Source organism: Pedobacter gandavensis, assembly GCF_014172405.1.
GTDB lineage: Bacteria > Bacteroidota > Bacteroidia > Sphingobacteriales > Sphingobacteriaceae > Pedobacter > Pedobacter gandavensis.
The window spans coordinates 182,822-206,857 of sequence record NZ_WNXC01000009.1; the positions used below are offsets into that span (position 1 = coordinate 182,822).

A 24,036-nucleotide genomic window follows, 5' to 3' on the forward strand; every position below is an offset into this window, starting at 1 on the left:
CTTTCTATAACCATGAAAGTCAATCTCCAAAAGAGTTAAACTAAATAAAAACACCCTCCTTTTTATCAATTGATTGCAAAGGAAGAGATTCTTATTGAAAACAAGGGCCTAATTTCCATGAATTTAAAATGTAGTTACAAACTCTGCTTTGTATCACTGCGTTTCCAGACCATTCTATTTTCTAAGGCACTCAGCGCTAGACCTTAACCGACAAATAAAGATTGTTATTTGTATTAGGTCTAAATAAGCACTAGCTTTGCGCAAAATTTGAAGCATGAGACATCCTTACCTGATTATATTATTTACCCTCCTTAACCTCTCCGCTTTCTCACAACAAAAAACGCTAATCCTAGGACAGGTTCAGAATCCAAAGGGCGAAGCACTGGAAGGCGTGACTGTTGCGCTGGTTGAACAAAAAAGTACAACCATGACCGACGCCAAGGGGCATTTCCAATTCAGCACCAGTCTAAAAGGTAACCTGACCATCAAGGCTATATTGATAGGATATGACGTGATCAGCCGTAAAATAGACATCCAGACGGCTAACGAAACGAGCATTAAATTAATCCTTAGCCCTAGTGATGAAACTTTGCAGACCGTCGAAATCACGGGTAGAAAAGAGAAAAATTATACCAATGCCGTTTCTTTTGGGGGCACAAAAACCGCCGCTGCGATCAAGGATGTACCACAATCCATACAGTATGTAACCAAAGAACTCATGCAGGATCAGGGAGCAGTACGGATGACGGATATCGTAAAGAATGTAAGCGGTGTAAACCAGTATACTTTCTACGACGATGTTTCTATCCGTGGATTCAGGAACCAGGGTGGTGTTGGGAGCAGTAACTCCAATCAATTATTCAACGGATTGAGGACATTTAACGGTTTCTGGCGACAAAATCTGTTAAACTATCTGGAACGTGTAGAAATTATCAAAGGTCCTGCTTCTGCCCTTTTCGGCAATGCAAATCCGGGTGGAACAATCAATAAAGTAACCAAAAAACCTTTAGACACAAATTTCAGATCTCTCAACTTCCAGAGGGGAAGCTTCAATACCTGGAGAGCTAATGCTGATCTAACTGGTCCGATGAATAAGAAAAAAACAGTATTATACCGTCTAAACCTCGGTTACGAAAATGCAGAATCCTTCCGTGACCTTCTGTTTGACAAAAATATCGTTGTGGCTCCATCCTTATCTTACATTCCTTCAGACAGAACCCGGATAAATTTTGACCTGGTATATAACAAATCGAACAGCAGATTAGATCGTGGACAGTCCATTTTTGGCTCTACAGACCTTTATTCTACACCGATATCGCTCAATGTTGCCGATGAGAATGACTACCTGAAAGAGAAGACTTACCTGGTCACTACCTCACTGAGCCATAAACTAACGGATCACATTACCTTCAATACCTCTTTCTTAAGAACGGGCTATCGCCAGGATCTATTCGAACACCGAAGTACGGCCTTTGCGGTAGATGCGAAGGGAAAACAGATCGAGGAACTTGCTTTCAGAAGAGCCAGTATACGTCACAATGAGCAGTACAGTAACAGCTTTACAGCTTACCTGTCTTCAGAATTCAAAACCGGGCCGCTAAAACATATTTTGATTACCGGTTACGACTACAATGACAGTAAAATTCCCCTGGGTTCCTCTCAAAACGATGCCACAGGATACCGTTTAAAAGACGGTACAGTAACCACTAAATATGTAGTAAAAGACTCGGCAAAATATGAAATGTATGCGTACAAAGGAAAAATGATCCCTAAACCAAATGTTCCTTCTTTTGACCTGAGCAAGAATACACATTCCCTGCTGGATGTAAGTGGTTATATTTATGCCCCTAATCCGACAGACGTAGTTGTCCCTTCCTATTGCCAGCAACACAGCATCTATGTACAGGATCAGATTGCTATCGATAGGTTTAAAGTTTTGCTTGGTCTACGCTATGATACTTATCTTACTGATGTCGGTTATAAAACAAATGAAGTAAACCGGGTTACACAAACCGCGCTACTTCCACGTATTGGAATAACCTATGAGGTTACCCGGGATATCAACGCTTATGCCACCTATACCACCGGATATAACCCACAAACGGCAAGTTCTCAGAATTCACTTTCTGGCGGTCCATTTGATCCACTGAAAAGCAATCTACTGGAAGCCGGACTAAAAACCGACTGGTTCAATAAAAGATTAAGTGCGACGGCATCCATATATAGAATTGAGCAACGCAATTCACTTTACAATGCTTTGGATCCGAACCATCCTGAGCTGATGATTCAGATTGGTAAAGATATTTCCAAAGGTCTGGAGATGGATATAGTCGGCTATATCTCCCCTAACCTCAACGTGGTTGCCACCTACGCTTATATTCATGCCGTGTTGAAAGGCGCTCAAGGTGGTGCTGATAGTTTGTATAACAATCAGCAAAAACCAAATACGCCAAAACACATGGGTAGTCTCTGGGCGAAATACCAGTTCAGCATTCCAGGCCTTAAAGGCCTTGGTTTAGGTGCAGGTGCCTATTATGTGGGCAAACGTACTTTCGGTTTCCAGGGCCAGCAAAGCATATTGCCTTCCAAAGGTCCAGCTTATATGCTGCTCAACGCCGCGCTCTATTACAAGATTAACAAATTACAGTTGCAACTGAACATGAATAACCTGACTAATAAAACACATTGGGTGGGTGGTTATGACAGTTCACGCCTATATCCGGGAGCGCCAAGAAACTGGTTAACCTCTGTTACTTATGCCTTTTAATAATAAATCATATGATGATAAAAAAAACGATTGCCCTCCTGATATTTAGCCTTGTTTTTCTGGGCGTTAATGCGCAAAGCAAAAAAAAACGTGGAAATATCCTTTACGTGCTAAGGATGGAATACCGCGACAGGCCCATTGATGAAAAAGTAAAAGCACATTTGGATTCGCTGGGTTACAAGGTCACCCTTGTGGACCAGTCGGCGGAAGTACCAAAAGCAAATGCTTATGACCTGATCATTATCTCTTCGACGGTAGGCTCGCAGGATTTTGAAGGAAAATATAAAGATGTGGCAACCCCAATTCTGAGCTGGGAAAATGACATCCTTGACGACATGCGCTTTACCGGCAGAAATAAAGATGTAGACTTCGGTGAAGTAACCGGCGAACATTATATCTGGATCGTGAATGCCCCGCATCCGATTGCGGCCGGACTTCCTGCCGGCATCAATTCTGTTTACAGAAAAGATCAGCCAATGGGCTGGGGGAAACCCGGATTAGGTGCTTCGATCATTGCTACAATCCCTGGTCAGCCGGATAAAGCCATCATCTTTGGTTACGAAAAGGGCGCGACGATGGACTATGATTTTATCGCACCAGCGAGAAGAGTTGCTTTCTTTTTAGACAATACGACCTTTCCTTTGTTGAAGGAAAATGGATTGAAATTATTCGATGCCGCGGTAAACTGGGCAATCGCAAAATAAGCAAAAGCTATCCTTTTAAAAAATCACCAGGAATGATTCCATTAGGAATCTATTCCTGGTGATTTTTTGTTTTAACTGCTGATATGTTCATCCTGATCGATTTTTTGTATATTCATAATTTTAAGAATCATGAAACTACCATCCATTATACAACCTGAGCAATTGCTTATGCTCGATAAAAACGATTTCCTTCTTTTTGATGTCAGTGCAGGATCGAAAGGCAGATATGATGAACAACACTTAGATGGCGCCTTTTATTTGGATTTAAATACTGATCTGGCAGACATTAAGGATTTCGCTATTGGGGGAAGGCATCCCCTACCAAGTTTTGAGCATTTTGCGCAACTTTTAGGGAAATACGGAATTACAAACCAAACCCATGTAATTATTTATGACGATAAAAACGGATCTAATGCTACAGCAAGATTTTGGTGGATGTTAAGGTCAATAGGTCATGAAAAAGTTCAGGTTTTAAATGGTGGTTATGCTGCTGCCATTAAAGCTGGTTTTCCTGTAAATGCCGAGGTTCCATTAGCGAAACCAACAGCGCCATATCCAATCACAGCATGGCAGTTGCCATTGGCGGAAATGGATGAAGTGGAAGCTACTAGCAATAGTGATCATCATGTAATCATTGATGTTCGAGATGCAAATCGCTTTGCAGGTTTAACCGAACCTATCGATTTAATTGCTGGTCACATACCTGGTGCTATAAATATACCTTTTACGGAAAATCTTGATGCCAATGGTGCTTTTTTAGCTCCTGAAATTCTAAAGGAAAAATATTCAAATGCGTTAGCTGATTATAAAACTGAAAACGTGATTGTACATTGTGGTTCTGGCGTAACTGCTTGTCATACGCTCTTAGCGATAGACTATGCAGGTTTAGCACTGCCAAAATTGTATGTAGGTAGCTGGAGCGAATGGAGCAGGAATAACAAGCAGATGATTCTGGCCTTAGGTTAAATTTTAAATTAAAAACTTACGATTTATAAAATGAACATCCCTTTACTTTCAGCTATAAAGAGTATTATTAAATTAAGTTCAGAAGAAGAAGAAATTATTCAAAACTTATTCAAAAGTAAAACTTATAAAAAAGGAACTTTCTTTTTAAAAGAAGGCGATGTATGCAGACAGGTTGGTTTTATAACAAAAGGTATTTTCCGTTATTACATTAATGATGAAGGTGAAGATAAGACCTATGGGTTTTCAAAGGAAAATGAGTTTACCTGCAATTATGAAAGCTTCGTACCGCAAAGCCCTTCCAATCAAATTATACAAGCTTTGGAAGATACTGAACTGATGGTGATCTCCTATGATGGATTGAAAGAATTTTATACTAAAATAAAAGAAGGAGAACGTTTTGGAAGAAATATCATTGAGCAGGTTTTTGTACAAACATTAAAAGACCGAAATTCATTTTATACCGATTCTCCTCAGGTCCGCTATGAAAAATTCATAAGGGATCATTATGATTTACAACAGCGCCTGCCCCAGTACTATATCGCATCTTTTGTAGGTGTAAAACCGCAATCACTTAGCCGAATCAGAAAAAGAATTTCATAGGCCTGATTTGTTAACCCAGGTGCATGAAATTCCATGCTGCATTGAGGACTTTTACATTGACAAAAACATCAATGTTATGAAAAGTATATTAAAACAAACTGCATTCTATTGCTGCCTCCTTTCAGGCCTGGGTCTCCTATTTATAGGCCTTCGATTCTTTTTTGACCCTATCGCTGCTTCAACGGATTATGGGATCAAACCTCAGCTCAATATGGATTTTTCCTTTGAATACATCAAAGGAATCCGTGATTTTTTCTTTGGGCTAATTATTCTGGTACTACTGCTGAAAAAACAATGGCAGGCATTAGGTTGGGTGCTGTTAACAGGAGTTATTATTCCCCTAGCAGATTTTAGTATTGTCATCTCCCAACCGGAGTATGTAATCGGCCATACCATCGCTCACTTGATTGCGATAGTTATTTGTTTTGCTTGTGGGATTTATTATCTCAAAAATCATAAAACCATAAGCCAATAGTTTTCCTTAATGCGACTTTATATCATAAAATTTAAATTAAAAAAACATGACTCCATTTCTTTTTAAAATAGCACTCACTATGCACATTACGGGTTTTGTAATACTTGCTGGCATTATGCTTGCGGACTTTGTCACCTTTCGTCAATTCTGGAAACTCGTAAACGAAGACTGGCAAAAAGCCCAATGGTTAAGAAAAATTGTTTCTTCATTTTCTCCCCTGATTGGCATTGGTGGCTTATTGGTAATCAGTTCCGGAATTGCACTGCTAACCATGATGCCGGTAGATTCCCAATTATGGTTCAGGTTAAAAATGATACTCGTCATCCTATTTATTTTGAATATGTTTTTTATTGGACCGAGACAAGCAAAAAAATTAGATCAGCATATCGCTTCCCGGCAGGTACTCCAGTTAAACGACGAAATTAAAGGCATCAAAAAGCGACTTAACTTCTTTTACATTTCTCAACTCCTGATCATGCTGAGCATTTTCATTTTGAGCTCATTTCGGTTTTAACTGGGCCTGCTTCGGATCATTTATCATATCATAAAACCATAAGCCAAAAACACCAGCATATCACCACTAAATCCAAGTTACTGCTTTCACAAAAAGGACAATCACCGAGGCGGGAATCGTTAAACTGCTGGTGCGGCTTAACCTGGCGATGTTAATGCCATAAAAATCACCGTTTACCTCAAATAGCGGCCCGCCAAATTCCGAAGGTTTTAGTTTACCATCATGAATCAATACCTCTTTGAAGTTATCCCTACGTCTACTTTTACCATCCATAAACAGGTCTTTACTCCTGTCCTCTTCTACATAGCGGGGCTTAAGTGTAAACGTTTTCGTATAAAGCGCTCCTGTTTTTTTCGCATATTGCAAAGTCACTTGCTGGTTGGTTGTATATTTCGACAACTCCTCTGGCAAATCATCTGTCGTAAGCAGGAAACGATCGTTAATTTTCTTCAACTCATCTTTTACCGCAATATCATCGGCTTTTACATCCTCTTTTATATTCCCTTTTTCTACCGGTAAAGGATATAATCCGGTCACCACAATCTTATAATCCGATTGATTGTAACTGGTACCAACGCCTAAATAAGTAGTGGAAGATTTCGGAATACTCACCTGGAAATTCCCCAACACACTCAACTCTCCTGCTACTTTTGGTTTAGGAGAGATTAAAAAGCTCCCCAATTGATCAAAATCATAAGTTCCGGATACCATATTGAGCTTGGTCCCGCCATTGAGGTTAATCCCGCCGTTGATTTCCTGAGGAATTTGAAGCAATACCAGATCATTTGCTTCATCACGACTGATCACTTTAGCCTTAATCATACTTCCATCAACCATTTCTACCTTTGCATCTGGCCCTACCATAGAACTTTTGCTGATGAAAAAACTTTTGCCGGTTAAAGCGGCTGTCGGAATTAATCCATTCAGATTTACCAATGCACTTAAAATACTGACATGATTAGAATCCTTAACCGTAAATACATTTTTCTGAAAAAGGGAGTCCTGCTGCTTAAACCCGGCAATCAGATCCGACATTTGCGGAACTGGTTTCAGCAGTTCTTCATTCTTATTCATTTTCAGTTTATCCTCAGGAATAAATGCCGTATGAACAACAGGTGTGGTTAAAGCCGTCCAGTATTTCCTGAAATTATCTATAGGCACCTCCATATTTTCCGTTAAATAAATACTTACCCGACTATGAATACCAATTACCCGGCCTCGAAGATCAAATAGCGGTCCTCCTGAATCTCCGGGTTCCATTAAACAAGTACTGCGCATAAAGCCGGTTTTATGTTTCAACTCGGCAACATAACCGAACCTAATAGTCGGCTTTTTCGCCGTTAAACTCCCCGGATAAGAAATACTGATACAGGGCACATTAGGAGCAAGCACTGAAGTCCAGCCCATTTTCGCGAATGGCCATTTTCCCTTTTCAACGATCTGCATCATCGCAGCATCAATGGAGTGGATTACCCCTAAACCTTTGGCTTTAAACCGGCGGCCGTCTGGAAAAACAACGAGATAAGGCTTATTCGGACCTATCGCATGGGCGGCAGTCAGGATATGCCCCTCAGCATCCACAACCACACCGCTAAAAAACCCGCCTACTGCTTGCTGATTGGAATCCAGATTCACAATCCGAACCGATGCTGCATACGCGTTTTTTAGATTTAGTTTAACTTCTTTTTCCAACTGCCCCGCATTAAAACCTTCGTTTTGGGCAAATGCCGGCCAAATACTTTGCAGGCAAAGCAATAGCAGTATGATTATCTTCTTCATTTGATTTTTCTATTTTAGTATTTTTCCGGCTATTACCTTTCCAGTGCTTATTTTTCCAGGGTTGCCAGCAATATTTTCTTTAATCCCGGACTATTTGGAAATGGGGCTTCTGTAGTAACTACATTCCCCTGGCGATCAAAAATCAGGTATCTCGGCATCACTTTGATTTTATAATCGTTGGCCAATACGTTGTTCCCTCCACCGGCAAACAGTTGAATTCCGCCCATTTGTTGCTCCTTAACAATCTTTAGCCAGGTATTTTTAGCCCTTGGCCCATCCTGAGCAACACCAATAAAAACAAGATCTTTATAATTTTGCAGTTCTGCTTCCAGTTTATTTAAATCCGGAATAAGCGCTTTACAAGGTCCGCAAAAGGTCGCCCAGACATCCACCAAAACTACTTTCCCTTTAAAATCACTCAGCGAAACCATTTTCCCATCCTGATCAGGGAAGCTAAAATCAGAACCCTTCCGTCCCGGAGTGGCATGGTACAGCTTTGTCCCCAATCCATCAACCTTGGCTTTTAAACCCGGATCTTTAAAATATTTACCGTACTGAGCAGTCATCTCTTCAAACTGAGGATAAGATTTTAGCTTATTTTTCATCCTTTCAAAAATGTAAACCCCTTTCTGAAGATCTGTAGAAAGGAAATTAAGCCCGTCTTCCGCATTGTTTTCATTTGCAGCATAATCAGCATACATACAAATCAGGGCCTTGCCATTGGGATAGGAAAACACCTCATCGTTTTTAAACTTGTCCTTTACCAGGAGCCTTTTGCGCTCCTCCGACAAGTTTTCCGCGGTACCTGTATTTTGTTTAAGCGCTTTAACTGCGGAAAAATCCTGTTCAAAACCAATAAACTGTTTCATCAAGGCATTAAACCTGTCATTTTTGGTTTTGATGTTCTTTTGAAACTTCAGTTTTTCTGCCGGACTCACTTGAGTCCAGGCCGATAAAACACTGTTTTCTTCCGTTTGCTTACCTACAAAATTCATTTTACCTTTTTCAATGCTCACCATTGCCTGATCACCTTTTTTCAGGTACACAGGAAATTGTCCGGCCATGGCGGTAAAACCGCCAATCATATAAAAGCCCTCATAAGGAGGCTCAACAGAAAAAACAAACACGCCATCGTTTTTCGCAGTAGTAGATTTAAGCATTTTAGTCTCTCCAGCTTCAATCTGAAATAAATACACTACTCTAGTCAATACAGGATTTGGTACAACAGCCCTGATTTCAGTGGACTGGGCAAAAGCACTAATGTTCCATACCATCAATGCGGCAATTGTGAACAGCTTTTTTATCAAATTACATTTATAAATCATCTTTTAATGCTTTTTAAGGAGCTTCCGTTTGTACTGGAATACGGAAATATTAGGTTCATTATTTTCCATTTTCTGAAGTGTAGCGGCTACATCATCCAGGTATTCAGCATGGCTATTGCGCAATTCCGCTAACAAAACAGCTTGCTGCTTAATCGCTTTCGCTTGATCCCCAAGATTATAAGTCGTCACATTCCGCTTATTCTGAATGACGGCTGAATTACTTAAGCCCATGGCTTTTTCAAATAAACGGCCCGCCAGTTGCTTGTCCTCAGGGTCTTTAGAAAGCTTAGTCAGCCTAATTGCATAATTGCAACACCAATCGGCGGCAGTGGCCGAATCAATGGGAAGTACCGGCACCGGAGCATTTTTGTTGAGGATGATAGATTCCCTGCCTATAGCAGCAGTTTGATCCGCTGGTAATAAAAACTGCTGAATATAACTTCGGTAAGCCTTTAAAAGCTGAGCAGTATCGCCATTTCCAGTATAAATCCGGATTTTATATTCCAGGACTTTTTTATCTTTTCTTTCCTCAATTTCAACCGTATTCAGATCCTGGAACAATTGCTTTAACTGCAATCCATTTTCAGCAATTAAAACATTACTGCTCAGTATACTTTCAATCTTAGCACCGGTTTCCGTACGCAAGTTTCGATATAAACTACCTGCTGCAATCCCATCATTTTTACATAAAACAGCATCAATCATTTTATAATGATCAATCATATACCGATACAGATTTAAATCCGTGCCATTGCTAAAATTTAATCCCAGAAAATAAAGCTGCGCAGTACTGGGCTTATTGCTCACAAACTTAGTCAGGTACTTCCCCAAGACTTCCCTGGTCGATTTCCCTTCCGCATTCAGTCGTTTGATATAAGCCTGAGCAAAGCCCTCGTCATAATTATCACTTTTATATTTGGCCTCCAGTTCGGCAAGGCTGATTTCTTTTTTACCGGAAAACTTAGTCAGGATTTTATCCGCCAGGTCATTAAAACTAGCCGCAGGCATAGAACTTTTAGACCTGTCGAACAAAGATTCATCCGCTGGATTGATGAACAAATAGGTAGGATAAGATTTTACCTCGTATTTTTGGGCAATCGCAATCCCCTCTCCTTTTTCCGCATCAATTTTAAAGTTGACAAATCCTTTGTTGTATTTGGCGCCAATTTCAGGCCTTGTAAATACCTCTGCCGCCATCACTTTACATGGCCCACACCAACTGGTATACACATCTATAAAAATAGGTTTATTTAGTTCCTTCGCTTTCTTTAGCACCTCGCTCCAGGAGCTATGTTCAAATTCAATACCCTGCGCAAAAACACTCAGAGAACTGAATAAGAGAAAAATGCCGATCAAGTTCTTTTTCATCTTTTTACTCATTACCTTTTAACAATTCCTTTTCCAGCATTTCTTTTAATTTTGGATTAGAAGGACGAGGGGCATCCACAGAAACCACATTGCCCTTTTTATCAAACATCATAAATCTTGGAACCGAAGAAATCGCATAGTCTTTGGTTATTTTAGACCAGCCAGCAGCAAACATTTGTGTACCTCCTAAGTTCATTTCCTTAATCATGTCTAACCATTTTTGCTTGTCTTTCTCATAATCTACCGTTACAGAAATAAAGGCAACATCTTTACCCTTAAATTCTTCCTCCATTTTCTTCAGGTAGGGAATCTGTTGCTTACAAGGCGCACACCAGGTAGCCCAAACGTCAACAATCACTACTTTCCCTTTAAAATCACTCAAGGAAACTACTTTGCCATTTTGATCAGGGTAAGTAAAATTGATTGCGGGTTTAGGCCCCTTTTCCATGCTGTATAATTTTGTACCCAATTCTTCTACCATTAATTTCTGATCTGCTGTGCTAAAATATTGACCGTACTTATTCATGAAATTCTGATAAGCAGTATAATTTTTAATTCCGGACATCCCATTGACATCATTCAGGACATAGGCACCTTTTACCGCATCGTTATTAAATGCCAGGAGTTTTTGATCAGTTGTGCCGCGACCCGGGATGGCGAAGTTGGCATACAACTCCAGAAAACGTTTTCCATGGAGCATTCCCAATACTTCGAGAGACTGAAATTTCGTTGGACTAACGATGGTACTGTAATAAGGGGAAAGCTGTTCTTTTGTCAGGAATACCCCTCTTGGAACCACCATAAAATTTAACGCATATAAATCCAGGTCGTAGCCAACAATTGCCTTCATGGATTTGTTGAACACTGGATTTTTAGTCTGGATCGTTTTTTTAAAGGCTTCTGCTTTTGTGGCCAGTACTTCTAAAGTAGGAAAGAACTCCTTAGGCGGTTGCATAGAATGGAAGGCATTATACCGCATCGATTCCGACATTTTCACCCATTTGTACAGCACCGTATTCTCTGGTGTTTGCTGACCAATAAAATCGAAAGTTCTGGTATTGATGGCCACCTGAGCCTTATCGCCTTTTTTCAGGTAAACCGGATATTTTCCCCGGATAAATTCTCCCCAGCCAATCGCATACATCCCCTCTTTTTCTGGGTTAAACAGGAAGCCAAAAGAACCATCTTTGGCCAGGCGGGTTTTGGTAATCTCTTCAGTTTCGCCATTTTTGATGGCATAAAGGGTGATATCCTTATCGTCGAAGCCATCAGATTTCACCGTTCCCCAAATTTGTGCCATTTGGGCCGAAGAACAAAGACTAAATAATAGTCCCGTTATAATGAGTGTTATTTTTTTCATGAGTCAGGGGTTATTTTGCTTTTGTCAATTCCGTTTCCAGCATGGCTTTTAACTTCGGATCAGAAGGGCGGGCCGAATTCGGACTTACCAGTTTACCTTCTTTATCAATCACGATAAAACGTGGAATCGTTTCAATCTTATAGAAATCAGTCACTTTGTTTACAAAACCACCGGCGTACAACTGTACCCCACCAAGCTTCATATCAGCCACCATCTTCAGCCAGTTTCCTTTATCCTTTAGCTCATCTGTAGAAATACTCACAAAGACTACATCTTTTCCTTTGAATTCTTCTTCTAGTTTCTTTAAGTAAGGGATTTCCTTTTTACAAGGATTGCACCAGGTTGCCCAGATATCGAGGACCACGACCTTACCTTTAAAATCAGTTAAGGAAACCATTTTACCATTCTGATCAGGGAAAGTAAAATCTACCGCTTTACCACCTGCAGAAGTGATATACAATTTAGCACCTAGCTCATCTACTCTTTTCTTCAAGCTTTCTGAACCAAAGTATTTGCCATAACTTTTAACCATTCCTTCATACTGAGGATAAGATTGCATGAAAGGTGTCATCCTGAATAAAGTATAAACTCCTTTCTGTTGATCCGTAGAGAAAAATTTCAATCTTTCGTCAATATTTGTTGTCTTTCCTCCTGCAAAATCCGCGTAATCCACTAACAAAGCCTCCCCGTATAAAGTGGATAAAACATCATCATTTTTAAACTTACCATCAACTACAATCGACTTATAATAAGCCGGATAATCTTCTTTTTTTGCGAATTCTTTACGCGGTGTACGGAGAAAGTGCATGGCATAATAATCCATATCAAAATAGGTTAAGGCAGTCATCAAGCGATTAAAATTTTCATTCTTTGTTTTAATCGTCTTTCTAAAATCATGAGTTTCTGCTGCAATCCTGGTCAGTTCAGGAAAGAAATCCTGATAAGTGCTTAAAGGCAGTTCCATAAAATAGATCGATTTAACCTTTAGCTCCTGAGTCAGTTTTATCCAGGAAGAAAGGATGGTATTTTCCGGACTCTGTTTTCCCACAAACTGCATCCTTCTTTTATCTATCTGGATTTCCGCTTTATCTCCTTTTTTCAGGTAAAAAGGGAACAAAGCACCCTTCTCTAATTTGGCATAACCTACCGCATAAAAACCTTCATTTAACGGCGTAAATAAAAACCCAAATGAACCATCTACTCCCAATTGCGTGTTGGCAATCATTTCTGCTTTCCCATCCGTAACTCTAAAAAGTGATATATCTTTTTGAGTACCATTTTGTATCGAGCCGCGAATCTCGCTCATCTGAGCAAAACCGACTTTTGCCAGTAACAAGGTTACCAGTGTTAATATTAATCTCATCTTTTTCTTTTTTAATTTTGTTGATTCAGTAACTCCTCCAGATAGATTTTCAGGACAGGATTGGAAGGACGCAGACAACATTTGGCGTTTACCATTTTGCCCGCTCTATCGATCACTAAAAACCGGGGAATCCCAGTTCTACCAATCTGACTAAAGAAAGGATCTACGGTAATCCCTCCTGGCATCCACAGTTGTACGCCAGTCATGCTTCTTTTCTTCATGAAATTTTTCCAGTAATCTTCCTGCTTATCTCCGTTTAAAGAGATAAAAACCACATCTTTCCCTTCCATTTCCTGCTCCACTTTTTTAAGGAAAGGCATTTCTGCTACGCAAGGGTGGCACCAGGTACTCCAAATGTCAATAAAAATATATTTGCCCTTAAAATCACTGACTTTCGCTTTAGAACCATCTGGTTTCTGGAAGGTATAGTTGCTATAATCAGTACCGGGCACAGCATTGTTAAAGCGGGTAATCCCATCAACTCTACTAACAATCCCTTTAATCTTAGCCACATTTTCCGGATCCTTCACTAAAGGCATTGCAGCTTTGGCGAGGTCTTTTATTTTAAAAATATCTTCTTCCAGCAAAGCAAAATCCAATAACTGAACGATATAAGCTTCTTTTAGCTTTTGATTCTCAATGGTTCCGGCAAAGTCGGCAATCCAGGTATTTGAATTTCGTACCTTAAGCTTACCCTGTTCCATTTTAGCGAACATGATCTCATTGATCGTTTTGAACCAATTGTAATAGCCAGTAATTTCAGGTACTAAATTCAAGTTAAGATCATCAAACTTCAGTTTGTGAATTTCATCAACTTCTCCGCTCACTTTCGACTCCATATAGGGGCCAAACACCTTATCGAGGTACTGTCCCTGAGCATAACCCAATAAAATAGCTTTGTTCAATTTCACCTCTTCATCGGTAGCCGCATTAATTGCTTTTACACGATTCGCATAGACTTCTTTAGCTGTAAACTTCGGATTTTCATAATCATATTTCTGGTTAAGATGAAATAGAAACTGATTCAGGGGGCCACCCTTTCCCGTTAAAAAAACCTGATTACCAGTCACCTTGATGCTGATATCATCGCCAGGTTTCAAGTATACATTAAAGCCTTTAACAAGCGGATCAGTGGTGGTTAAAATACAGAATGCAGGGGTTTTCAAAGTCGTTTCCATACTGAAACTTCCGTTTTTAAATTTAGTCCTTCCCTTTTGGGTCAGACTAAAACCTTCTATAAAAAGGGAGGCAGCTCCCTCCTGTACCGTCATTTCTCCTTTAACCAGGGTTTTCAGCCCCTCCTCCGCAAAAGCAGCGGTTGAAATTGCCAAGCTATATAGTATCGTCGCAATTGCGAATATCTTTTTCATAAAAATCTATTTTATCTTTCTCTGTAGTGTATACTCTGCACTTTACCGAAACCTGTATATGTTTTTTCTAGCGTTAATCCTTGTCCGGCAAGCATCACCTCATATTGTTCCATCTTTCCATTCTTCCCTTCGGGTAATGCCGGATTATAACTGCAGACCAATAATTTATTACTGTCCTTATATTTTTTCGGATTGTGATAAGCCTGAAACTTAATCAGGCTGATTTTCTCTGGAGATTTATCAAGGACCATCTTCGCTGTAGCCGGACTAGTATTTTTATTATATTGGTACAATTTCCCATCTACCACGTAATAGACATATCCTAAATCAGGACTAATCGCAAAACTTTCTGCCTTCTCAATTTCAGGGGCTACGATCTGACCATAATAGGTTTGTTTGTAACTTACCGGATCAAAGCAGGCCAGGTAACGGTTTGAGCCTGCTGGATCTTTTAACACCGAAAACACCTCACCTGTAGCATAAGGCACCCAGGTCATATACAGCATATCTTTATCAGTATGGTTATAACTAAACTTAAAATCATCCCCATCACGATCCAGAATCGGACTTAAAGTGGAATCAAACTGAGTAGCATGAGTTACAAAACGACGGTGTTCCGCATCATAAAAAAAGGCCCTCATTTTATTAAGAATCTCCCCAACCCCGATAAAAGGAGCCACCTTATACTTCAGCTTGGTCACATTGTCGTAATTCAGCGGCATGCCGTATTTTAGATTAATATCCCGCTGATAAGCCAATACATTTCCCTGATCTGAAACCATATAGGCCCTTTCATACTCCGTTGCCATTTTTATCGCATCAATATGAAAACCTGCCGGAAGATCAAGGTCTAAGATTTCACTTTTCACATTGTAATTATTGCGCCATTCGAAGGTGTCGGGATGTACTCTATCTGTACTTTTATCTGTACCGATGTAAATGCCATAAGGAAGATTAATTCCATAACCTTTCAATGGACCGGTATTATAGCAATAGACCAGTTTGGGTTTTCCTGCCAATTTCAGTCCTGAACTCAGTGTACCTAAAAGATCATTAACCACCAGAAACTGCCCATCTGGCTGCTGAGAAAGCATATCTAACTGAGCTATCCCGTTTACATCCGTCATCAACAGCCAACCTTCATTAAATTCATTTCTAACTTCCATCATGAAGCGCTTCCGAAACTGAACGCCGGTTTCCTTATCCGTAACTCGATAATAACCTTCATAAGTTCCCACCGGTAAATTCATGATGATATTCAGGTCTTTGGTGTTCGCCAATACTTTCAGTTTAACAGCTCCTGTAGCTGGAGACGTTAAGTACACCCATTCATAAGTATAGCGGGAAGTGTCGCCCGAGTCGTCCTTGCTAAAGGACAGTACAGGTTTCACGTTAAAATTCTTCGCTACATAGGCCGTTAATTTTCCATCTAGCTCGGCCGGAAATTTAATCTCATTGATATCCTTATAGCTATAATTGCCAAGGTCTTTTTTACAGGAATAGGTAAACACACTAAAAACCAGTAGTAAAAAGAGGTAAATTTTATATTTAAACATCATGTTCTTCTTTTAAATGAAAACCAACAATTATAACGACAGGTAACCCATAGCCATCAGGCTACCATCCTCCTCATAAACCGGATTACCTTCCAATTTTAACCTGTCCAGATGACGTTGCACCAATCTTGGTAAAGCAACAACTTCATCATTAGACATATCACCATCCATGTATTGCGGAGTAATTCCCAGGAAATCACATACATAAAGTAATTTCTTTCTGGAAAAAGTTCCCCATCTATTATCTGCCCATAACTTCGGTTTTTTGAGGAGGTCATCAAATAAGATCTTCGTAGAGATTGTACTGATTGATTTACCCTTTATTGCTCTGGTGTTGAATTTTGTACTGAAATCCGGCGAGGGCATTAAGTCAATCTTGACAAAAAAACTCTTCGTCATCATTTCAGCAGTACGGATTAATTTCAATTTGATGGTATCTAAAAGTTTATTCTTTCTGATCATCAGAGATCTGGGCAAGGCCTCAAAATGGACGCCTTCTATAGCCGTCGACAATGGATTTATGGCCAGGTTATACGCCCGGTCATGATCCACACGACTGCCGCTTACGGCCACCACAATTTTGATCGTGGAGTCTTTGGCCGTGGAATAAGAAAGAGAAACGTAAGTAGAATCAAAGGCAACTTCCGGAACTGTTCTTCCCGCATCAGAAAAGTACACATCCGCGTCTTTGTTGTCATAAGTCATCAGGCCTTTTTCACAGGATACCAGGATTAAGGCCATCAACAGTACCATAATTATAGGTGTAATTTTTTTCATGTTCTTTCAGATTAATTGCGGTTGTCGAGTTCTGTCTGAGGAATTGGCGCTACATATTTTTCCGTATACATTGGAGTAGTAGCCGTTGCAGAAGTACCACTTGGAACAGCGGTGGCATTGGTTCTTTTATAATAAAAATACAATTGTCCTTCTCCGAAAAACTCCTTGATGTATTCCTTTTGTAATTCTGCTTTAAGCTGGGCATCAGTTAAGCTGAGGGCCAGCGCAGTCAGGCTCCTGTTCAGGCGCACCGTGTTTAAGTAACCAACAGCTGTTGCCTTATCCGGCTCACACTCCGCAGCGATATAATACATTTCACTGAGCTTTAAAAGCGGCACTGTATTTCTCCAGGGTTTATCTTTATCATCGATATCCAGATACTTGCAAAAGGTTTTGTAGGATTTATTGCCGGAAGTTCTCCAAAGCTGATTATAACCGAACCTAAAATCTTCGGTATTAGATTCAAAAACCGCATTTAAGCGAAGATCCAGCGGGGCTAAAATATTCTTTGCTTCCACAGCATCGTCATACAATTTGAGTTGACTAGCATAAAGATCCGAGTTATAAACCCCCATGATCATTTCTGAAGAGAAAATCAGATCCGGATTGATTTTCTCTGTGGTCAGATTTCCACGCAATACCCATGGGAATTTCTGCTGATTGTCGATAATCACCTTCGCGGCAGCCAGTGCAGAAACCTTATCACCTCTATACATAAACACCCTCGCTTGCAATGCTTTTACGGCATAATAATGAAATTTATATTTTTTATCCAGACTTACCGCCAGATTCGATGAGACCAGTCGCTCCGCCGCCTTCAAATCAGCCACAATATGCGACATGATATTATTGGCTGATTCAAAAGGCATCACGGCCACATCGCTCTGCGTATTATAAGGGATGCTTTTGAGTACTGAATCTTTGGTACTATACACCGGTCCGAAAAAGCGGAGCAAATCAAAATGCAACATTGCGCGAATCGCTAAAGCCTCTCCGCGGTATAAAGAATCTGTTTTTGCATCCAGAATACCCCGCGACTTTTCCAATCTGGCTCTGAACACATTCGATTTAAAGATGATATCATAAGCCGCAGTCCAGATCTCCGACATTTTTGTGCTCACCGTTCCATCCGTAAAATTTATAAGATGGAACTTGTACATGCTATGTGTTGCAGGAATATTAAAACGCTGCGCAAATATCTCAGGAGTGTTCAAAGTAAGTGTTTCGCCATACAAGCCTTTTGTGCCGATATTTACATACAAACCATTCATGGCGGCATCCACATTTTTTTTGCTGCTAAAAACCTGATCTTCTGTCAGCTGATCCTCCGGAGTAACCTCCAGAAATTTCTTACACGATGAAAAGAACGCTACCGCAACTATAGCTACAATCAAATATTTATATTTATTTCTCATTGTATTATGATTTAAAATGAAGCTCTTAAACTCAAGGACACTGACCTTGCAAATGGATAATCAATTCCACGTTCCCGTTTAACCGTCGAAAAGCGGAAAATATCATTCGTATAACCTGATAAATTCAGGGTTCTTAAACCCATATTTTTCAACCAGTGATTATCGGTAAATGTATAGCCCATGCTGATAGACTCACAGGAAAGCACACTTTCATTCTGTATAAAACGAGAGGAAATTTCTGTGGTAGTCGTTAACGAAATCCCCCGGAACTGAGAGATATCACCCGGATTTTTCCAGCGGTCATATAGTGCCCGTTTATCCTGATTGTTCGCAATCCCCTGGTAGGTAATATTTTCCACTTTCTGCAATAAGGCCTGGTTGAAAACATCCCCCTTTAGTTTATAACGCATCATCACCGAAAGGGATAATCCTTTATAATTAAAGCTGTTGGTAAATACACCTTCCAGCACTGGCTTCCCACTTCCTACCACAGTTTTCTTCACTGAATTATAATCCAGCGTATGAGATCCGTCGTCTGCCAGGAACATTTCCCTACCAGTAGCCGGATCAATACCTAAAGAGCGAACTGCCCAGAGGTCATAAGGACTATAGCCATCTCTGAATCGTTCTAAAGTCAACACCGATTTCTGCGTATTGAAATTCTCCGATTTCTCTGTATTTTGTAGTTTTTTATTCAGGTTTTCTAAGGAATTTCCAAAGCCACCATACGTACTATTTAAGGTTGCCCCAGTTAAGGTTGTCCTCCAGACGATGCGTTTTGCATAATTGTTGATGATGGCATAACTCAATCTCAGCTCATAACCATTGGTCGTTAAATTACCAATGTTTGCCTGATAGTTTGCCACACCTGAGGAAGTAGGATAATCCAGTGCTACCACCATATCTACCGTTTTCTTTTTATAGCTGGTCAGGTAACCTGTAAGGCGGTCATTAAAAAGTCCAAACTCCAGTCCACTACTGATTTGCGTGGTTTTTTGTGCTAACAGATCCGGATTACCCACTCTATCCAACTCTAGCCCTTGCCCATACTGGTTATAGGTTTTTAAATAAGTATAAATAGAAGAGGATAGTATGGTACCCATATTTTGATTTCCGGTTACCCCAACATTACTATAGACCTTTAAGCGGTTGAGCACTTTAAAATTTTTCATAAAGCTTTCCTTATGGATGTTCCAGCCAATCCCGCTAGACCAGTAAGGAGAGAAAGGATTAACCGATCCAAAAGCGGTAGAACCATCGATCCGGTAAGAAGCATCAAACAAATACCTCATATCGTAGGCATAATTCACAGATCCTACTGCATTGATACTGCGGTACTCTGATTTATTTGCCGTAGGCCGACTGTTAGCCGCGTAACCATAAGCAAACCTTAAACTAGGTGCTGCTCCTGAAGGGAAACCTTGGGCAATAAAGGTCTCTGAGCTGTTCTTGCTAATGGACATTTGCCCCCTTAAATTCGCCGTAAGGGAGTGTTTCTCCGCAAATACATTTCCATAAGTCAAGAGTCCGTTTGCACTCATAGATGAGCGGTCGATTGAATTATTGGAGTATAAACCACGTTGTGTAAAAGTTTTTGAGGCAAATTGGGTATGATCCGGTGAGGTATACACCTCCCGGTCACTAACGGCCTTCGAAATCTGAAAGCCCGCATTGAACTTTAATTTGGAAACAATATCATAGATTAAATTAAAATTATTCTGAAGTTCCATTCCAGTCCCCACACTTCTAAATGGCAAAGAGGCATTGTACAAGGGGTTCGGAATATTTAATGCAGTGGTCACAAACTCCGATGCAAAGGTTCTGGACTGATCCAGAAAGCGATCGGTAGTATTCTTTTCATAATACGGGTTGGCGTTCACAAAATCAGAGAATCTTCCATAAGGCGATTCATTACTCGAATTCCCCCTGAAGAAAATGGAGTTATTGATATTGACTTTTGACTTTCTATAAATCAGATTCACATTTCCTCCCCAACTATCCCGGTTAGAGCCTTTCATCACACCTGGCTCCATTTTGTAGTTAAATCCAACCCCATATCTAAACACAGGATCTCCACCATTTGCCGCAATAGAGATATTCTGACTTACTACAGTACGTACCGGCTCATTTAACCAGTAGGTATCCACACCACTGGCAATCCTACGCTGATGCCCATTATAAATAGAATCTAAAACCAATTGTTGTGCAACGTCGGTAGCCATGATATATTTTCCGGAAAGCCTTTCAAATTCCAGCTTTTCCGGGGCATTCATCATATTATATACACTCAGATCCGGAGTATTAACCCGCATGTCATTGGTAAATGAGAATTGCATTTTTCCTTCTTTAGGTTTCAGCGTTTCGATAACCACGACCCCATTGGATGCTTTTGAACCATAAAGTGCAGTAGAAGCCGCATCTTTCAGAATGGTTACAGAGCCTACCGTATTCATATCCAAATCCACAATAATCTGCAGTGTGGTTTCAAATCCATCTAAAATAAACAGAGGTTGGTTGGGCTGAACACCGAATGCGTCTTTTAAAGAAAGTCCATTCACCGATGTTTTACCGCGAATTTCAATATCAGGCAAGACATTGGGATTTGATCCCATCGTCTGATTATCCAAGACCACAAATGAAGGATCCAAGGCTTTTAAACTCGCAATGATGTTGTTGTTTCCTACAGTTTTTAATTCTGCACCTGAAAAGATAGCAGTTGCTCCGGTAAAACTTTCCTTTTTCCGATCAATACCAGTACCGGTAATGACCACATCCTCCAACTTACTAACCGTGGTTCTGAGTAGCACATTGATGACCGTTCTATCCGTAACAGGCATTACCTTCGTTTCGTATCCGATATAGGTAAAGGACAGCGCATCGGCATTGTCAGTGATCTTGATGGCATAATTTCCGTCTTTATCCGTTTTGGTAACTGTATTGGTTTTCTGGCTCTTCACCGATACACCGGATAACACATTGTTATGCTCATCGGTTATTTTACCAGTAATAATACGATCTTTTACGACAGCAGACACGGCTTTCACCACAATCACTTTCTTGTCAATCTCGTATACAAAAGGTTGATTTAAAAAAACTTTATCCAGGGCTTCTACTACCGAAACCTGTTTAAAATCTACATCAATCACTTTGGCATTTGCGATCATCCGATCGCTATAAATAAAGTCATAGCCAGCTTGTTTCCGGATTTCTTTAAAAATGCTCAACAGGGTGGCATCTTTCTTTTTCAACGTTATACTCTGACCATAGGTACTTGCGTTGACTTGCAAAAAACCAGCTGTTAATAACACAATTATCAATTTCATTATCAGCAAAATTTTAGCTAGGCCTGCCGGTGGCCGGCATAGGCTAGTAAAGTAAAAATTCATACATTTGGTTTAGTTTAATACGTGAATGCCACTGCACAAGAAGTAGTTTGGCATCACGCGGTTGTTCATTAATTGTTTAAGCAATTCCCGATCATACCGGGATTGATGAATGCCATTAAAACTGCTAGCCGGGAGTATTCCAGTACTCCTGGCTTATTTTAAGGATTCATTCTTGAAGATTTTTAGGTAGTTTTTTTTCTTATACGCATGTTTTTTACACCAACGTTTGCCGGCAAAACATTTTAGCAGTCATGGTTTGGTTTAGGGTAAATAATTCGGTTAGTTGGGTTATATAGGTTTTTTTGATTCTTTGGATTACTCCGGTTACTGATTCTTACTCACTTTTATACTTGATCCTTTGATTTCAAATTTCACCTCTCCTGTAGATTCCAGGATTTTGAGGATTTCGGGGATACCTTTCGACCTGGAGATCTGGGCACTAAAAGTAAGGCCAGTATTCACATCTGCATCATAAATTACTTTCACGTTATACCATCTGCCAATCTTGTTCATGATTTCCCTTAAACTCTCGTGCTGAAATAGAAAGTCGCCGTTTTTCCAATCGATCACCTGATCGACATCCTTTTTTACGACGTCTATTCCCTGCTGATTTAAGATGGCTTGTTCTCCGGGTCTGATGATAACCTCAACAGGCTTCAGTCCCTTTCCGCTATAAGTAGACAACACTTTCACGCTTCCTTCCAATAAGGTTGTTTTGATTGCCCCTTCATCTTTGTAGCTATTGATATTGAAATGAGTACCCAATACCTGGACTTCCTGTCCCTCATTAATGACTTTAAATGGATGTGATTTATCTTTTTCAACTTCAAAGTAAGCTTCCCCGGTCAGTTCAACCTTCCGGTCTGGAGCGGAGGCGAAAGACATCGGAAATCTCAGAGAAGAAACCGCGTTCAGCCACACTTTGGTGCCATCGGGTAAAATCACCTGGTATTGTCCACCTTTTGGGGTTTCGATGGTGTTATAGGTTAATGGCTGATCCGCATTGCTGTCAGTAGCCTGCACTTTATATAGCAACTGCCCATCAGCAGATTTTGTAATCTGGATTCCGGTCTGCTCAACTAAGGCTCCGTTTTCGGCATCACTCAGATTGATTTTCCGACCATCACCCAAAATCAAAGTTGCAGTATTTGATCCGGGAACTATATTGGAGGCCATCGATTGATCTTTGTGATTTCCTTTCATCAGGAAAAAGTAAGCTGAAATTCCAACGATGATCAGAATTGCTGCAGCCGATAAATATCGTCCTATTGAATATACCCTGCCTTTTTTCTGGTATTGATGTACCTGATCAAAAAGACCTTCGTATATTTCATTACGCACAGCATCTTTCTCTCCCATCAGCGAAGTATCCCAGGAAGTATGTCTGTTCATCAGCAATAGATAAGCTTCATCAAAAGCTTTTCTTTCGTCTTCAGTAGCGATTCCTTCCTGGCATTTTTCTGCCAATGCTCTAAATTGAGTGTCTGTGATTAAGGGCTTCATACAGGTACGTCTAAATAAAAAGACCTAACCCCTAAGTAGAATTAAAAAAAAATTATTTTAGGAAGAGTGAACACACACAGGTAAAGAAAAGTACTTCTCCCATGACTATCCGGAGTTGTTTTAAGGCAATGGAAATTTGGGCTTCGACAGTTTTTACGCTAATTCCCATTTTGCTTGCAATCTCTTTATTACTCAGGTGCTCCATTCTACTCAGCAAGAAGACCTGTTGACAACGATTAGGAAGTAAAGCAATCCCCCGCTCCAGTAATTTTTCTACATCTTGCTCATTCAGCCGATCTTTCATGAGGTTGAAACCAGCTAATTTTTCCAATTCTTCAGGCTCAATAAATACCTTTCGATTATTTGCCGATTTAATATAGCTGAGTACTTTGTAACGAACCGCAGTAAACAAATAAGCTCTTAATGAATCAATTTTCACCTCCGCCCTTCGAATCCATAATTGCAAAAGCACATCTTGCACAATATCCTTACAGGGATCAGCATCTTTTAAAATACTAAATGCAGCGAGGTACAATCGTTCCCAATATTGGTCGTAAATAAGCTTAAGGCCACTTTCATTGTCTGTCTCCAATAACGAAAGTAACTCTTCATCCACTAATACTGCTTGAGTAAACATATTATTCATTCCTAAAGACGCCATAAGATTATAAAAAAAAAATGACACTCTAAAAACCTTTGTTAGAAAGAAACCAGTTAAAACGTGGTAATAACTTCAAATGTCGCTCAGGGGCACCTTCACCGAGAAGTAGGCCATCTTATAATTCAGGTACTGGATTAGTCATCATAA

Annotated in this window: 18 protein-coding genes; 6 read left to right on the forward strand and 12 right to left on the reverse strand. The window is 40.1% G+C overall.

Annotated features, from left to right (window positions below):
• Nucleotides 1–274: 274 nt before the first annotated feature.
• The 6 genes from GM920_RS20910 to GM920_RS20935 all read left to right on the forward strand — a co-directional run bounded on the left by GM920_RS20910 (nt 275) and on the right by GM920_RS20935 (nt 6,026).
• On the forward strand, nt 275–2,767 hold the full coding sequence (locus GM920_RS20910) for a TonB-dependent receptor (RefSeq protein WP_182961142.1): 2,493 nt from the start codon (nt 275–277) through the stop codon (nt 2,765–2,767).
• 11 nt (nt 2,768–2,778) lie between these two features.
• Nucleotides 2,779–3,471, forward strand: coding sequence for a hypothetical protein (locus tag GM920_RS20915; protein WP_182961144.1), 693 nt, complete (start codon nt 2,779–2,781; stop codon nt 3,469–3,471).
• Nucleotides 3,472–3,600: 129 nt separating this feature from the next.
• On the forward strand, nt 3,601–4,437 hold the full coding sequence (locus GM920_RS20920) for a sulfurtransferase (RefSeq protein WP_182961146.1): 837 nt from the start codon (nt 3,601–3,603) through the stop codon (nt 4,435–4,437).
• 30 nt (nt 4,438–4,467) lie between these two features.
• Complete coding sequence (locus GM920_RS20925) at nt 4,468–5,037, forward strand: Crp/Fnr family transcriptional regulator (RefSeq protein ID WP_182961148.1); 570 nt, start codon at nt 4,468–4,470, stop codon at nt 5,035–5,037.
• A 76-nt stretch (nt 5,038–5,113) separates the two neighbouring features.
• Complete coding sequence (locus GM920_RS20930; protein WP_182961150.1) at nt 5,114–5,512, forward strand: DUF4267 domain-containing protein; 399 nt, start codon at nt 5,114–5,116, stop codon at nt 5,510–5,512.
• 46 nt (nt 5,513–5,558) lie between these two features.
• Complete coding sequence (locus GM920_RS20935) at nt 5,559–6,026, forward strand: hypothetical protein (RefSeq protein ID WP_182961152.1); 468 nt, start codon at nt 5,559–5,561, stop codon at nt 6,024–6,026.
• A gap of 66 nt (nt 6,027–6,092) precedes the next feature.
• Here the strand turns inward: GM920_RS20935 and GM920_RS20940 are convergent, their stop codons facing one another.
• From GM920_RS20940 to GM920_RS20995, 12 genes are all read right to left on the reverse strand, one after another.
• Nucleotides 6,093–7,805, reverse strand: coding sequence for a S1 family peptidase (locus tag GM920_RS20940; protein ID WP_182961154.1), 1,713 nt, complete (start codon nt 7,803–7,805; stop codon nt 6,093–6,095).
• A gap of 47 nt (nt 7,806–7,852) precedes the next feature.
• Nucleotides 7,853–9,112: a TlpA family protein disulfide reductase gene (locus tag GM920_RS20945; RefSeq protein ID WP_182961156.1), complete on the reverse strand. Its 1,260-nt coding sequence runs from the start codon at nt 9,110–9,112 to the stop codon at nt 7,853–7,855.
• Nucleotides 9,113–9,133: 21 nt separating this feature from the next.
• Nucleotides 9,134–10,498, reverse strand: a complete 1,365-nt coding sequence (locus GM920_RS20950; RefSeq protein ID WP_182961158.1) for a thioredoxin family protein — start codon at nt 10,496–10,498, stop codon at nt 9,134–9,136.
• A gap of 4 nt (nt 10,499–10,502) precedes the next feature.
• Nucleotides 10,503–11,858, reverse strand: a complete 1,356-nt coding sequence (locus tag GM920_RS20955; protein WP_182961160.1) for a TlpA family protein disulfide reductase — start codon at nt 11,856–11,858, stop codon at nt 10,503–10,505.
• 10 nt (nt 11,859–11,868) lie between these two features.
• Complete coding sequence (locus GM920_RS20960; protein WP_182961162.1) at nt 11,869–13,221, reverse strand: TlpA family protein disulfide reductase; 1,353 nt, start codon at nt 13,219–13,221, stop codon at nt 11,869–11,871.
• A gap of 11 nt (nt 13,222–13,232) precedes the next feature.
• A complete protein-coding gene (locus GM920_RS20965; RefSeq protein ID WP_182961164.1) occupies nt 13,233–14,591 on the reverse strand; it encodes a TlpA disulfide reductase family protein in 1,359 nt (452 codons plus the stop codon).
• 11 nt (nt 14,592–14,602) lie between these two features.
• Nucleotides 14,603–16,150, reverse strand: coding sequence for a PKD-like family lipoprotein (locus GM920_RS20970; protein WP_182961166.1), 1,548 nt, complete (start codon nt 16,148–16,150; stop codon nt 14,603–14,605).
• A gap of 27 nt (nt 16,151–16,177) precedes the next feature.
• Nucleotides 16,178–16,924 (reverse strand): DUF4843 domain-containing protein, encoded by a 747-nt coding sequence (locus tag GM920_RS20975; protein WP_182961168.1) that lies wholly within the window; start codon nt 16,922–16,924, stop codon nt 16,178–16,180.
• 11 nt (nt 16,925–16,935) lie between these two features.
• Nucleotides 16,936–18,339 carry a RagB/SusD family nutrient uptake outer membrane protein gene (locus tag GM920_RS20980; RefSeq protein ID WP_182961170.1) on the reverse strand — a complete coding sequence of 468 codons (1,404 nt, stop codon included), beginning with the start codon at nt 18,337–18,339 and terminating at the stop codon, nt 16,936–16,938.
• A gap of 11 nt (nt 18,340–18,350) precedes the next feature.
• Nucleotides 18,351–21,662: a SusC/RagA family TonB-linked outer membrane protein gene (locus tag GM920_RS20985; RefSeq protein ID WP_182961172.1), complete on the reverse strand. Its 3,312-nt coding sequence runs from the start codon at nt 21,660–21,662 to the stop codon at nt 18,351–18,353.
• Nucleotides 21,663–22,049: 387 nt separating this feature from the next.
• Nucleotides 22,050–23,228: a FecR family protein gene (locus tag GM920_RS20990; RefSeq protein ID WP_182961174.1), complete on the reverse strand. Its 1,179-nt coding sequence runs from the start codon at nt 23,226–23,228 to the stop codon at nt 22,050–22,052.
• Between the two features lie 52 nt (nt 23,229–23,280).
• The gene (locus tag GM920_RS20995; RefSeq protein ID WP_182961176.1) at nt 23,281–23,865 is read right to left on the reverse strand and encodes an RNA polymerase sigma-70 factor; all 585 of its coding nucleotides are present in this window, start codon (nt 23,863–23,865) and stop codon (nt 23,281–23,283) included.
• Between the last annotated feature and the right edge of the window lie 171 nt (nt 23,866–24,036).

What these genes read in the sequence shown, in the direction of transcription:
- GM920_RS20985 (WP_182961172.1), bottom strand. Translation starts at nt 21,662, where the DNA reads ATGAAATTGATAATTGTGTTATTAACAGCTGGTTTTTTGCAAGTCAAC.
- GM920_RS20950 (WP_182961158.1), bottom strand. Translation starts at nt 10,498, where the DNA reads ATGAAAAAGAACTTGATCGGCATTTTTCTCTTATTCAGTTCTCTGAGT.
- GM920_RS20965 (WP_182961164.1), bottom strand. Translation starts at nt 14,591, where the DNA reads ATGAAAAAGATATTCGCAATTGCGACGATACTATATAGCTTGGCAATT.
- GM920_RS20915 (WP_182961144.1), top strand. Translation starts at nt 2,779, where the DNA reads ATGATGATAAAAAAAACGATTGCCCTCCTGATATTTAGCCTTGTTTTT.
- GM920_RS20975 (WP_182961168.1), bottom strand. Translation starts at nt 16,924, where the DNA reads ATGAAAAAAATTACACCTATAATTATGGTACTGTTGATGGCCTTAATC.
- GM920_RS20935 (WP_182961152.1), top strand. Translation starts at nt 5,559, where the DNA reads ATGACTCCATTTCTTTTTAAAATAGCACTCACTATGCACATTACGGGT.
- GM920_RS20990 (WP_182961174.1), bottom strand. Translation starts at nt 23,228, where the DNA reads ATGAAGCCCTTAATCACAGACACTCAATTTAGAGCATTGGCAGAAAAA.
- GM920_RS20960 (WP_182961162.1), bottom strand. Translation starts at nt 13,221, where the DNA reads ATGAGATTAATATTAACACTGGTAACCTTGTTACTGGCAAAAGTCGGT.
- GM920_RS20980 (WP_182961170.1), bottom strand. Translation starts at nt 18,339, where the DNA reads ATGAGAAATAAATATAAATATTTGATTGTAGCTATAGTTGCGGTAGCG.
- GM920_RS20910 (WP_182961142.1), top strand. Translation starts at nt 275, where the DNA reads ATGAGACATCCTTACCTGATTATATTATTTACCCTCCTTAACCTCTCC.
- GM920_RS20995 (WP_182961176.1), bottom strand. Translation starts at nt 23,865, where the DNA reads ATGTTTACTCAAGCAGTATTAGTGGATGAAGAGTTACTTTCGTTATTG.
- GM920_RS20925 (WP_182961148.1), top strand. Translation starts at nt 4,468, where the DNA reads ATGAACATCCCTTTACTTTCAGCTATAAAGAGTATTATTAAATTAAGT.
- GM920_RS20970 (WP_182961166.1), bottom strand. Translation starts at nt 16,150, where the DNA reads ATGATGTTTAAATATAAAATTTACCTCTTTTTACTACTGGTTTTTAGT.
- GM920_RS20940 (WP_182961154.1), bottom strand. Translation starts at nt 7,805, where the DNA reads ATGAAGAAGATAATCATACTGCTATTGCTTTGCCTGCAAAGTATTTGG.
- GM920_RS20920 (WP_182961146.1), top strand. Translation starts at nt 3,601, where the DNA reads ATGAAACTACCATCCATTATACAACCTGAGCAATTGCTTATGCTCGAT.
- GM920_RS20955 (WP_182961160.1), bottom strand. Translation starts at nt 11,858, where the DNA reads ATGAAAAAAATAACACTCATTATAACGGGACTATTATTTAGTCTTTGT.
- GM920_RS20930 (WP_182961150.1), top strand. Translation starts at nt 5,114, where the DNA reads ATGAAAAGTATATTAAAACAAACTGCATTCTATTGCTGCCTCCTTTCA.